We start from the raw sequence: 13,038 nt of genomic DNA on the forward strand, positions 1-13,038 counted from the left end.
CTCGGCCTTCGGAAGATGGGGCACGCTCCCGATGTGGCACCCCCCACTGGGGGAGGAAGCTCTTACATGTCAGGGAAACGAAGGCGAAACCCCAGGGGGGAACCCGAAGTGATCGAGTACCAGCTCATCCAGCAGCACGCCCACGAGCTCGAAGCCCGCGCCGAGCACGAGCGTCTGGTCCGCGAGGCCAAGCAGGTCGCCCGGCTGCGCCGCCGTCCGGTGGCCGCCCGCTTCCAGCGTCGCCCCGTGCGTCAGACGGAATGCTGACGACCCGGCACCAGGACGGTGCCGATGCAGTTCCGGAGGGGGAGGCGCCGCGGGGGAGCGCCTTCCCCTCCGGGCGTTCGCCCCGCGAGATAACCCCTCTCACCAGTGGCTCCGGCTATGGCATGCTCGCCTCCATGCAGCAGATATCGGTGAGTCCCGTCTTCGTCGGCCGCGGCAGCGAGATCACCGAACTGACCGACGCGCTGCGCCGGGCGGGCACCGGCAGCCCGCAGGCCGTGCTGATCGGCGGCGAGGCCGGGATCGGCAAGACCCGGCTGCTGGAGGAGTTCCTCCAGCGGGCCGCCGACGGGGGAGCGGTCACCACGCTCGGCAGCTGTCTGGAGGTCGGCGCCGAGGGCCTGCCCTACGCGCCGCTCGCCGCCGCGCTGCGCCGGCTGCACCGCGCGCTGGGCGCCGAGTTCGAGGCGGCCGCGGCCGGCAGCGAGGGCCATCTCGCCCGGCTGCTCTCCGAGTTCGGCGAGGGGGACGGCGAACCCAACGACGAGTACGGCCGGGCCCGACTGTTCGAGCACACCGCAAGACTGTTCGAACGGTTCGGCGCGGAACGTACCCTCGTGTTCGCCGTGGAGGACCTGCACTGGTCCGACCGCTCCACCCGCGAACTGCTCGCCTTCCTGGTGCGCACCCTGCACCGCTCCCGGGTGCTGCTGGTCGCCACCTACCGCACCGACGACCTGCACCGCCGCCACCCGCTGCGCCCCTTCCTGGCCGAGCTGGAGCGGCTGCGCACCGTGCAGCGCCTGGAGCTGGAGCGCTTCGGCCGCCGCGAGGTCGCGGCCCAGCTGGCCGGCATCCTCGGCACGGGCGCCCCCGACCGCCAGCTGGTGGACCGGATCCTGCGCCGCTCGGAGGGGAACCCGTTCTTCGTCGAGGAGCTGGCCACCGCCTTCGAGGACGGCTGCGGCGCCGGCCTCACCGACTCGCTGCGGGACATCCTGCTGGTCCGGGTGGAGAGCCTGGACGAGGAGGCCCAGAAGGTGGTGCGGATCGCCGCCGAGGGCGGCTCGCACGTCGAACACGCCCTGCTGGCCGCCGTCCTGGCCGACGACGAGGAGGCGCTGATCGAGGCGCTGCGGGCGGCCGTCGGCGCCAACATCCTGCGCCCGGACAGCGAGGGCGAGGGCTACCGGTTCCGGCACGCGCTGGTCCGCGAGGCCGTCTCGGACGACCTGCTGCCCGGCGAACGGCACCGGATCAACCGCAAGTTCGCGCTCGCCGTGGAGGCCCGGCCGCAACTCGTCCCGGCCGACGCGCTGCCCGCCCGGCTGGCCAACTACTGGTACCACGCCCACGACCCGGCCCGGGCCCTGCCGACCGCCCTGGACGCCGCCCGCGCGGCCCGGCGCCGCAACGCCTTCGCCGAGCAACTCGGCATGCTGGAGCGGGGGTTGGAGCTGTGGGACCTGGTCTCCGAGGAGGTGCTGGCGCACACCCTGCGCCCGTACGACTGGGCCGAGACCTACCCGCCCGGCTCCTGCGACCACAGCCCCGCGGACGCGGACTGCGACCGGATCCAGCTGGTCGACGTGCTGGCCGAGGCGGTGGTCGCGGCCCGGCGCTGCGGCGACCGCGAGCGCGGGCTGAGCCTGGCCAAGCGCGGCATCCGGCTGGTCGACGAGGCCGAGCACCCGGTGCGCGCGGCCTGGTTCCGGATCAACCGGGCCCGGATGCTGGGCAACCTGCGCCGCTCCGGGGACGACGAGGAGATCACCCGCGCCCACCGGCTGGTGGAGCACCTGCCGCCGTCCGCGACCCAGGCCGAGGTGTTCGCCCTGGCCGCGGGCGTGGCGGTGGTCCGGGCGCCCCGCCTCGAACACCTCAAACTGGCCGAGCGGGCGATCGGGATCGCCCGGGAGGTCGGCGCCCACTCGGTCGAGGTGCACGCCCGGATGACCCTCGGCAGCCTGCGCTACGACCTGCTGGGCGACGCCGAGGGCGGGCTGGCCGAGCTGACGGCCGCGGTCGAGCGGGCCCGGGCGCTGGGCATCCCGGACCTCCTGCTGCGCGGTATCAACAACCTGGCCAGCATGCAGCGCGGACTGGGCCGGGCCGAGGAGGCCGTCCGACTGGCCCGGGAGGGGCTGGAGTTCGCGGACGGCAACGGGCTGCAGCGCAACATCGGCAACATCCTGACCGGCAACCTGGTCGAGGCGCTCGCCGACCTCGGGCAGGTGCGGGAGGCGGAGGAACTGCTCACCGCCAGCGAGCTGATCGGCCTGCCCGGCTCCCACGCGGAGTTCCTGGACCGGATGCGCGGCGACCTCGCCGTGCTGCGCGGGGACTTCGCGACCGCGGCGACCATGCTGGCGCAGGCCCGGTCGGCGAACCGTTTCGGCCAGGCGCAGCACAGCGTGCCGATCAGCCGCCTGGCGGTGCGGATCGCCGCGCACAACGGGCGGCCGCTGGACGCCCGGGCGGAACTGCTCGCCGCGCTCGCGGAGGACGGGCGGCTCGGTTACGAGTCCGACGTCTACCCGCTGCTGGTGGAGGCCGCCGGGGTGGAGGCGGACAGCCTGGGCGTGCCGGAGACCGGCGCGGGCCGGGCCGAGGCGCTGACCGCGATCGCCGCCGCGGCCGCCCAGCTGCGGCCCCAGTCGCCGCTGCACCACGGCTGGGCCCGGCTGCTGGAGGCCGAGCTGGCCCGGGCCGCGGCCGCGGACACCACCGGGCAGTGGGCGGAGGCGGCCACCGAGCTGCGGTCGACCGGGCTGCCGTACCCGCTGGCGCTCGCGCTGCTGCGCGGCGCCGAGGCCCAGGTGCGGGCCGGGCGGCGCGAGGCCGCGACCGAACTGCTGCGCGAGGCGGGCGAACTGGCGACCGCCCGGGGCGACCGGCCGCTCGCGGCCCAGGTCACCGCACTGGCGGAGCGCGCGGGGCTCACGCTGGCCCCGGTGGAGCGCCCGGCCGCGGCGGCGGGACCGGCCCCGGCGGTCGGGGACTCCTTCGGGCTCACCCCCCGTGAGCGGGACGTGCTCCGGCTGCTCGCCCGGGGCTGGACCAACCGGCAGATCGCCGAGGAGCTGTACATCTCTCCGAAGACCGCAAGCGTGCACGTGTCCAACATCCTGGGAAAGCTGGAGGTCGGCGGCCGTGGCGAGGCCGCCGCGCTGGCCCACCGGCTGCGGCTGTTCCCCGACGACCCGGCCCCCTCGGGCTGGTGAACCCGCAGGTCGCCGACCGTGTCCGAACAGTCGGCGGCCGGGGCCGCCCGGGTGGCCGGGCGCCGTTGCGTGCTCCCGTGCGCGCCGCGTGAGCCCCTGCCCGCGCGCCGCCGCCAACCGGGCCGATCGGTCGGAATCGGGTGCCTTTCCCCGCTCTGTCGCCATTACTCTAAGTTGAGTGTGCGTGTCATTGAGTGACGGAATTGGTGTAGGGTCCCGACCGGGAGCATCGGTGCGGTGCGGTGGCCGGACGGCCGCCCACCCCCTGGGCCGCCGTCCCGACGGGGCGCCAGGCCACCGCGTACGGTCGAGAGGTGCGCGGCCGGTGGTCCGTGGCCGGGGCGCCAGGCCCCGGGCCGGAGGGGGAGAGGCCGAGTGAGCTCCACCGATACGGTGCTGCCCGGATCCGGACGACCGGGCGTGCCGCCCGCCGACACGTCCGCGCCCGAGCCGCCGGGGCCGGTCGGACGCGGTCCGCTGGGCCGGCTCCGGGAGAGCCGCTCGCTGCCCGGCCTGGTCCTCGGCGTGCTCTGCCTGGCCTATGCGCTGGGCGCCGCCACCAGCTGGGGATCCCACCAACTCGCCGCCTTCATGGGTGACTTCGGGCTCGCCGCGGCGGCCCTCGCGGCCGCGCTGTCCTGCCTGGTGTACGGCTGCACGGTCGCCGGCCACGCCCGCCCGGCCTGGCTGCTGTTCGGCCTCTCCTCGCTCATGGTGGCCTTCGGCAACGGCACCTGGGGCTGGTACGAGGTGGTCGTGCGCACCGCGCTGCCGCAGAACTCGCTCGCCCCGTACGCCTTCCTGCTGTTCGCCCCGCTCGCCATCACCGGCGTGCTGGTGCTCGCCCAGCACCCGCGGACGGCGGCCGGCTGGCTGTGCCTGCTGCTCGACGGCTGGCTGATCGCCGGCTCGCTGTTCACCCTCAGCTGGAGCCTGGCGCTCGGCCGGATCGCGGCCGGCGAGGACGGCTCCCCGCTGCGGCTGGCCCTCAACCTGGCCTACCCGGTGCTGGACATCCTGCTGGTCAGCCTGGTGGTGGGACTGCGCTTCGGCGGCCGGGACGGCAACCGGGCGGCGGTGCACACCGCGATGATCGCGCTCGCCGTCACGGTCATCTGCGACGCCCTGTTCACCTCCCCGGAGCTGCACAGCAACTACCACTCCGGCGAACTGCTGGACGCCGGCTGGTTCTCCGGCAGCCTGCTGCTCGCGTGGGCGCCGTGGTCCTCGCGCTGGCGCCGCCCGCTGCGCGAGCACCCCTCGGCCGGCGGCCTGCCGCGCCGCCGGGTGGCCACCACCTTCAGTGCGCTCACGCCCTACGCGGCGGCCGCGGTGTGCACCGCCGGAATCCTCTACAACGCCCTCGGCGGACGGCAGTTGGACCGCGTGGTGGCCGCGGCCGCGTGCACCGTCGGGCTGGCACTGATCCTCAGGCAAGGCGTCATGCTGCTCGACAACCTCTCGCTGGCCCAGGAACTCGCCCACAAGGAGTCGCACTTCCGCTCCCTGGTGCAGGGGTCCAGCGACGTCATCATGATCGCCGGGGCCAACGGCGTGCTCTCGTACGTCTCCCCGGCGGCGCTCGGCGTCTACGGGCGGGACCCGGAGGAACTGGTCGGCGGCAACCTGCTGGACCTGGTCCACCCCGAGGACGTGGACCGGGTGCTCGCCGAGGTCCGCCGCTACCTCGCGCGGGTGCGGCTGGCCGCCCACCGCACCCCGGGCACGGTCGAGCCCTCGGCCCGGGTGGAGTGCCGGATCAGCTCCGGGATCGGGGAGTGGCTGCACGTCGAGTCGACCGTCAGCCGGCACCGCGACGGGCTGCTGCTGAACAGCCGGGACGTCACCGAACGCGTCATGCTCCAGGCCCAGTTGCAGCACAACGCCTTCCACGACCCGCTCACCGACCTGCCCAACCGGGCGTTGTTCGCCCAGCGGCTGCGCGGCGCCCTCGGCACCCGCGGCCAGCAGGGCGGGACGGGCGCCGGCATCGCGGTGCTCTTCCTCGACCTGGACGGCTTCAAGGCGGTCAACGACACCGCCGGCCACCAGGTCGGGGACGAGCTGCTGGTGCAGGCGGCCCGCCGGCTGCAGGGCGCCGTCCGCTGCGGGGACACCGTGGCCCGGTTCGGCGGCGACGAGTTCGCCGCGCTGGTCTGCGGCCCGCTCGGCCGGCTCCAGGTCCAGGAACTGGCCGAGCGGCTGCGGGTCGCGCTCTCCGAGCCGTACTGGATCGGCGGCGTCGAACTCGGCGTCGCCGCCAGCATCGGCATCGCCTTCGGCACCCCCGAACGCGGCCCGGCCGCCGACCCCAGGGCCGCCGCCGACGAGCTGATGCGCAACGCCGACCTGGCGATGTACCGGGCCAAGTCCGAGGGCAAGGGCCGGGTGGTGCTCTACGCCCCCGCGATGCGGGCCGACCTGGAGCGCCGCTCCGAGCTGGAGGAACGGCTGCGGGTGGCCGTCCGGGAGGGCGGCTTCACCCTGCTCCACCAGCCCGTGGTGGACCTCACCAGCGGCGCGGTGACCGCCGTCGAGGCCCAGGCCCGCTGGCGTTCGGCGGGCGGGCTGCTGCTCACCCCGGCCGAGTTCATGCGCTCGGCCGAGCACGGCGACGCGGCCACCCGGTTCTCCCGCTGGCTGGTGCACGAGGCGGTGGCGGCCGCGGCCGACCGCCGCGACCCGGCCGGCCGGCGCCCCGGCGCCCCGGCGCCCGTCCCGGTGGCCGTCCGGCTCTCGATCGAGCGGCTCTGCTCGCCCGGCCTGTACGAGACGGTGGCCGCGGCGCTGCGCGACAGCGGGCTGCCGGCCGGCGAGCTGGTGATCGAGGTGGCCCGGATGGGCCCGGACCCGCTCGCGGACGAGCTCGGCCGCCGACTGGCCGCGCTGCGCAGACTCGGCGTCTCCACCTGGCTGGCCGGCTACGGCGCGGGCAGCGGCTCGCTGGGGGCGCTCGCCCGACTGCCGCTGGACGGGCTCAAGCTGGACCGCACGCTGGTCCAGGACCTGGGCGAGTCCGGGCTCAGCCGCACCCTGGCCGGGCACGCCCTGCGGCTCGGCCGGGACCTCGGGATGGCCACCGCCGCCGAGGGGGTGGACCTGCCCCGGCAGGTCGCCGCCCTCCAGGAGCTGGGCTGCCGGTTCGGCCAGGGCTCGGCCTTCGCCCCGCCGCTGGACGAGACCCGGCTGCGCCGGGCGCTGGCCCGCCGCGGCTACCCGCTGCCCAAGCCGCTCGGCACGCTCTCCGCCCGCCGCGGCTACCTGGCCGCGGACACCCGGACGAGTGGCCGCCCGGACGCCCAGGGGGGCCGTGCCGTACCCCACCACGGGGCCCCCGACCTGCCCGAACACCGGGCCGTGACCGGTCCGGGAGCCGGTCCGCATGGCGAGACGGTCATCCCACCTGCTTGACACGCCACCCCGGACGGGAGGAAGGTCGTTGCCATGCGCACCCGAATTCTCGTACTTGGCGGGCGCGTCGGCTGAGTGGGCTCGCAAGCCCCGCTCGTGACAGACCGACGCGCCACCCCTCGCATGCCCTTGGGCACGAGGGGTTTTTTGTTGCACTGACGCTGTTCCAACCGCAAGACCCCTGGCCCCGACCGCCCCGAGACGTCCGACTCGTCGGAATCGGCGGGACGATTGAGGCAGAGCCGGCGATCGGCCCGGACCGGGACCCCACCCTCGCAGCACCGGGGCCCGCAGCACCGGGCCGGCAAAACCCGAGAAGAGACAGGCAGATGACCGAGCACGCCGCATCCCCCCGCCGCGGGGACACCCCGGCCGCCCAGGCTCCCCAGCACGTCGCCGAGACCATGACCGGCGCCCAGTCGCTCATCCGCTCGCTCGAGGCCGTGGGTGCCGACACCGTCTTCGGCATCCCGGGCGGGGCCATCCTCCCCGCGTACGACCCGCTGATGGACTCGGTCAAGGTGCGCCACATCCTGGTCCGGCACGAGCAGGGCGCCGGTCACGCCGCCACCGGGTACGCCCAGGCCACCGGCCGGGTCGGGGTCTGCATGGCCACCTCCGGCCCCGGTGCCACCAACCTGGTCACCCCGATCGCCGACGCGTACATGGACTCCGTGCCGATCGTCGCGATCACCGGCCAGGTCGCCTCCAAGGCGATCGGCACCGACGCCTTCCAGGAGGCGGACATCTGCGGCATCACGATGCCGATCACCAAGCACAACTACCTGGTCACCGACCCGGCCGAGATCCCCCAGGTGATCGCCGAGGCCTTCCACATCGCCGCCACCGGCCGCCCCGGCCCGGTCCTGGTCGACATCGCCAAGGACGCCCTCCAGGCCACCACCACCTTCCGCTGGCCGGTCGAGACCGCGCTGCCCGGCTACCGCCCGGTCACCAAGCCGCACGCCAAGCAGATCCGCGAGGCCGCGAAGCTGCTGGTCGGCAGCAAGCGCCCGGTGCTCTACGTCGGCGGCGGCGTGCTCAAGGCGAACGCCACCGCCGAGCTGCGGATCCTCGCCGAGCTGACCGGCGCCCCGGTCGTCACCACCCTGATGGCCCTCGGCGCCTTCCCGGACAGCCACCCCCAGCACCTGGGCATGCCCGGCATGCACGGCTCCGTCCCGGCCGTCACCGCGCTGCAGAAGTCGGACCTGCTGTTCACCCTCGGCGCCCGCTTCGACGACCGGGTCACCGGCAAGCTGGACAGCTTCGCCCCGTACGCCAAGATCGTGCACGCGGATATCGACCCGGCCGAGATCGGCAAGAACCGCCCGGCGGACGTGCCGATCGTCGGCGACGCCCGCGAGGTGCTGGCCGACCTGATCGTCGCCGTCCAGGCCGAGTTCGACGCCGGCCACAAGGGCGACTACACCGAGTGGTGGGAGAAGCTCGACGCGTGGAAGAAGACCTACCCGCTGGGCTTCGAGCCGGCCCCGGACGGCCAGCTCTCCCCGCAGCAGGTCATCGAGCGGATCGGCCAACTGGTCGGCCCGGAGGCGATCTACGCGGCGGGCGTCGGCCAGCACCAGATGTGGAGCTCGCAGTACATCCGCTTCGAGAAGCCCGGCACCTGGCTCAACTCCGGCGGCGCCGGCACCATGGGCTACGCCGTCCCGGCGGCGATGGGCGCCAAGGCGGGCCGCCCGGAGTCCGCGGTCTGGGCCATCGACGGCGACGGCTGCTTCCAGATGACCAACCAGGAGCTGGTCACCTGCGCCCTGAACGACATCCCGATCAAGGTCGCGGTCATCAACAACGGCTCGCTGGGCATGGTCCGGCAGTGGCAGACGCTGTTCTACAACCAGCGCTACTCCAACACCGTGCTGCACTCCGGCCCGGAGCACGACGGCATCGCGCCGCCGGCCCAGGGCACCCGGATCCCCGACTTCGTCCTGCTGTCCGAGGCGATGGGCTGCGTCGGCCTGCGCTGCGAGCGCCCCGAGGACCTGGACGCGGTCATCCGGCAGGCGATGGAGATCAACGACCGCCCGGTGGTCATCGACTTCATCGTCCACCAGGACGCGATGGTGTGGCCGATGGTCGCGGCCGGCACCAGCAACGACGAGATCCAGTTCGCCAAGGGCGTCCGGCCCGACTTCGGCGACGACCTCGACTGACGGCCCCTGACACTCCGGAACGACTGAGGAACCACATGTCCAAGCACACCCTCTCCGTCCTGGTCGAGAACAAGCCCGGCGTGCTCGCCCGCATCGCCGCGCTGTTCTCCCGTCGGGGCTTCAACATCGACTCCCTCGCCGTCGGCCCGACCGAGCACCCGGACGTGTCCCGGATGACGATCGTGGTCAACGTCGAGGACCTCCCGCTGGAACAGGTCACCAAGCAGCTCAACAAGCTCGTGAACGTGATAAAGATCGTCGAACTCGACCAGGCCGCTGCGATCCAGCGGGAACTGGTTCTGGTGAAGGTCCGCGCCGACAACGAGACCCGGTCGCAGATCGTCGAGATCGTCCAGCTGTTCCGTGCCAAGACCGTCGACGTGTCGCCGGAAGCGGTGACCATCGAGGCCACCGGCAGCTCGGACAAGCTGGAGGCCATGCTCCGGATGCTGGAGCCTTACGGCATCAAGGAGTTGGTCCAGTCCGGCCTGGTCGCCATCGGCCGCGGCGCGCGTTCCATCACGGACCGCTCGCTGCGCGCCCTCGACCGCAGCGCCTGACCCCAGCGCTGTCTCACCTTCTGAAGTAAACGACCGCACCGCGCCGGGTGCGCATACGGTAGGAAACCGCGTACCCGGCACCAACACGCAAGGAGATGTGCCCCCGTGGCCGAGCTGTTCTACGAAGACGACGCCGACCTGTCCATCATCCAGGGCCGCAAGGTCGCGGTCATCGGCTACGGCAGCCAGGGCCACGCCCACGCGCTGTCCCTGCGCGACTCCGGCGCCGACGTCCGGGTCGGCCTCAAGCCGGAGTCCAAGTCCCGTGCCAAGGCCGAGGAGGCCGGCCTGCGCGTGGTCACCCCCGCCGAGGCCGCGGCCGAGGCCGACGTCATCATGATCCTGGTGCCGGACCCGATCCAGGCCGACGTCTACGAGGCCGACATCGCGCCGCACCTGAAGGCGGGCGACGCCCTGTTCTTCGGGCACGGCCTGAACATCCGCTTCGGCTTCATCAAGCCCCCGGCGGACGTCGACGTCTGCATGGTCGCCCCGAAGGGCCCGGGCCACCTGGTCCGCCGCCAGTACGAGGAGGGCCGCGGCGTCCCCGCGATCGTCGCGGTCGAGCAGGACGCCTCGGGCAAGGCCTTCGACCTCGCGCTGTCCTACGCCAAGGGCCTGGGCGCCACCAAGGCCGGCGTCATCAAGACCACCTTCACCGAGGAGACCGAGACCGACCTGTTCGGTGAGCAGGCCGTCCTCTGCGGTGGCACCGCAGCCCTGGTGAAGGCCGGGTTCGAGACCCTGGTCGAGGCCGGCTACCAGCCGGAGATCGCCTACTTCGAGTGCCTGCACGAGCTCAAGCTGATCGTCGACCTGATGTACGAGGGCGGCCTGGAGAAGATGCGCTGGTCGGTCTCCGAGACCGCCGAGTGGGGCGACTACGTCACCGGCCCGCGCATCATCACCGCCGACACCAAGGCCGAGATGAAGAAGGTCCTGGCCGAGATCCAGGACGGCACCTTCGCCAAGACCTGGATCGCCGAGTACAAGGCGGGTCTGCCCAAGTACAACGAGTACAAGAAGGCCGACGAGGACCACCTGCTGGAGACCACCGGCAAGAAGCTGCGCTCGCTGATGAGCTGGGTCAACGAGAAGGCCTGAGCCTTTTCGTCCCGTATTTTGTAACTTCCTTGTACAAGTAGGCTGCTCTCGTCCGGGTGATTTCGCCGGACGGGAGCAGCCTGGTACCCAGCCCGTCGATACACTCCCGAGTGCGCGTCAGGCCCACAGCGTCGTGCGTCTACCTACGCGGCCATGCCACCTTCCCCGCCCTCACACGCCACCTACGTGCGCCGGGGAACCGGACAGTTAAGGACAACACTGTCGTGAGCACTGTGACCTCCAAGAGCGCCGTCGTACTGATCGCCGAAGAGCTGTCGCCCGCCACCGTCGACGCCCTCGGCCCCGACTTCGAGATCCGCCACTGCAACGGCGCCGACCGCACCGAGCTGCTCACCGCGATCGCCGACGTGGACGCGATCCTGATCCGCTCCGCCACCAAGGTCGACGCCGAGGCGCTGGCCGTCGCCCGCAAGCTCAAGGTGGTCGCCCGGGCCGGCGTCGGCCTGGACAACGTGGACGTGGCCGCCGCCACCAAGGCCGGCGTGATGGTCGTGAACGCGCCGACCTCCAACATCGTCACCGCCGCCGAGCTCGCCTGCGGCCTGCTGATCTCCGTCGCCCGCAACATCGCCCCGGCCAACGCGGCGCTCAAGCAGGGCGAGTGGAAGCGCAACAAGTACACCGGCGTCGAGCTGAGCGAGAAGACCCTCGGCGTGGTCGGCCTCGGCCGGATCGGTGTCCTGGTCGCCCAGCGGATGTCCGCGTTCGGGATGAAGATCGTCGCGTACGACCCCTACATCCAGGCCGCCCGGGCCGCCCAGATGGGCGTCAAGCTGGTCTCGCTGGAGGAGCTGCTGGAGGTCTCGGACTTCATCACCGTCCACCTCCCCAAGACCCCCGAGACGATCGGCCTGATCGGCGACGAGGCGCTGCACAAGGTCAAGCCGAGCGTGCGCATCGTCAACGCCGCCCGCGGCGGCATCGTGGACGAGGAGGCGCTCGCCGCCGCCCTGCGCGAGGGCCGGGTGGCCGGCGCGGGCCTGGACGTCTACGCCAAGGAGCCGTGCACCGACTCCCCGCTGTTCGCCTTCGACAACGTGGTCGCCACCCCGCACCTGGGCGCCTCCACCGACGAGGCACAGGAGAAGGCCGGCATCGCGGTCGCCAGGTCGGTGCGCCTGGCGCTGGCCGGCGAGCTGGTACCGGACGCCGTCAACGTCCAGGGCGGCGTGATCGCCGAGGACGTGCGCCCGGGCCTGCCGCTGGCCGAGAAGCTCGGCCGGATCTTCACCGCGCTGGCCGGCGAGGTGGCCGTCCGGCTGGACGTCGAGGTCCGCGGCGAGATCACCCAGCACGACGTGAAGGTGCTCGAACTGTCCGCGCTCAAGGGCGTGTTCGAGGACGTCGTGGCGGAGACGGTGTCCTACGTCAACGCCCCGCTGTTCGCCCAGGAGCGCGGCGTCGAGGTCCGCCTGACCACCTCCAGCGAGAGCGCCGAGCACCGCAACGTGATCACCGTGCGCGGCACGCTCGGCAACGGCGAGGAGATCGCCATCTCCGGCACGCTGGCCGGCCCCAAGCAGGCCCAGAAGATCGTCGGCGTGGACACCTTCGACGTCGACGTGGCGCTCACCGACCACATGGCCTTCTTCAAGTACGAGGACCGCCCCGGCGTGGTCGGCGTGCTCGGCCGCCACCTCGGTGACGCGGGCATCAACATCGCGGGCATGCAGGTCGCCCGGGACGGCGGCAGCGCGCTCGCCTCGATCACCGTGGACAGCGAGATCCCGCAGGACGTGCTGACGGCGATCGCCGCCGAGATCGGCGCCCGCTTCGCGCGCTCGGTCGACCTGGGCTGACCCCCGTACCGGTCTGACCAGGGCCCGGACCGCCGTTCCATCGGCGGTCCGGGCCCTGGTGCGTTCCCCCGGGTGACAGCCGTCTCAGATACTAGGAAATCCAAGTATTCGTGCAGACACGGCCGGGGCGGGGTCGTACCGTGGAAGGGCCATACGGTGTGCCGCCCCTGTAGCCAGGGTGTGCGGCCCGTGTGCGCGTGCGCCCCCACGGGCAGGCGACCCCTGCCCCCGCGCGTACCTCTCCCACCCCCTGCCGCGCTTGCCCGCGCGCCGCTTCCAAGGAGCCCGGTATGCCCACCACCGCCGACCGCCACGCCACCCCCGCCCCCGCCGCCACCCCCGTCCGCGCCCCGCGCCGCCGCCGGGCCAGCGAGCGGAACCCCTTCGCCGCCGCCGCGCTGCAGCGTTCGCTGGACCGCCGGGACAACGGCGGCGCCACCGGGCACAGCTGAGCGCGGCCGCGGCCGGCCGGTGCCGCCGGTCGGTGCCACCGACCGGACCGCCGATCGGCGTTGAT

Annotated in this window: 8 protein-coding genes; all 8 read left to right on the forward strand. The window is 73.1% G+C overall.

Annotated features, from left to right (window positions below; all coding sequences use genetic code 11):
- Positions 1 to 108: 108 nt before the first annotated feature.
- The 8 genes from ACFY2K_RS03435 (at position 109) to ACFY2K_RS03470 (ending at position 12,973) form a co-directional block, all read left to right on the forward strand.
- Positions 109 to 267 (forward strand): hypothetical protein, encoded by a 159-nt coding sequence (locus ACFY2K_RS03435; RefSeq protein WP_375891549.1) that lies wholly within the window; start codon positions 109 to 111, stop codon positions 265 to 267.
- A 134-nt stretch (positions 268 to 401) separates the two neighbouring features.
- Positions 402 to 3,449, forward strand: a complete 3,048-nt coding sequence (locus ACFY2K_RS03440) for a helix-turn-helix transcriptional regulator (protein ID WP_387709393.1) — start codon at positions 402 to 404, stop codon at positions 3,447 to 3,449.
- 477 nt (positions 3,450 to 3,926) lie between these two features.
- Positions 3,927 to 6,860: a putative bifunctional diguanylate cyclase/phosphodiesterase gene (locus ACFY2K_RS03445; RefSeq protein ID WP_380593889.1), complete on the forward strand. Its 2,934-nt coding sequence runs from the start codon at positions 3,927 to 3,929 to the stop codon at positions 6,858 to 6,860.
- A gap of 329 nt (positions 6,861 to 7,189) precedes the next feature.
- On the forward strand, positions 7,190 to 9,037 hold the full coding sequence (locus tag ACFY2K_RS03450) for an acetolactate synthase large subunit (protein WP_387709394.1): 1,848 nt from the start codon (positions 7,190 to 7,192) through the stop codon (positions 9,035 to 9,037).
- A gap of 35 nt (positions 9,038 to 9,072) precedes the next feature.
- Positions 9,073 to 9,597: an acetolactate synthase small subunit gene (ilvN, locus tag ACFY2K_RS03455; RefSeq protein WP_097236150.1), complete on the forward strand. Its 525-nt coding sequence runs from the start codon at positions 9,073 to 9,075 to the stop codon at positions 9,595 to 9,597.
- A gap of 105 nt (positions 9,598 to 9,702) precedes the next feature.
- The gene (ilvC, locus tag ACFY2K_RS03460; protein ID WP_375891552.1) at positions 9,703 to 10,701 is read left to right on the forward strand and encodes a ketol-acid reductoisomerase; all 999 of its coding nucleotides are present in this window, start codon (positions 9,703 to 9,705) and stop codon (positions 10,699 to 10,701) included.
- A 233-nt stretch (positions 10,702 to 10,934) separates the two neighbouring features.
- Positions 10,935 to 12,521 (forward strand): phosphoglycerate dehydrogenase, encoded by a 1,587-nt coding sequence (serA, locus tag ACFY2K_RS03465; RefSeq protein ID WP_375891560.1) that lies wholly within the window; start codon positions 10,935 to 10,937, stop codon positions 12,519 to 12,521.
- A 290-nt stretch (positions 12,522 to 12,811) separates the two neighbouring features.
- Complete coding sequence (locus ACFY2K_RS03470; protein WP_380532377.1) at positions 12,812 to 12,973, forward strand: hypothetical protein; 162 nt, start codon at positions 12,812 to 12,814, stop codon at positions 12,971 to 12,973.
- Positions 12,974 to 13,038 lie beyond the last annotated feature (65 nt).

This window comes from Kitasatospora sp. NPDC001309 (assembly GCF_042896295.1).
Classification (GTDB): domain Bacteria; phylum Actinomycetota; class Actinomycetes; order Streptomycetales; family Streptomycetaceae; genus Kitasatospora.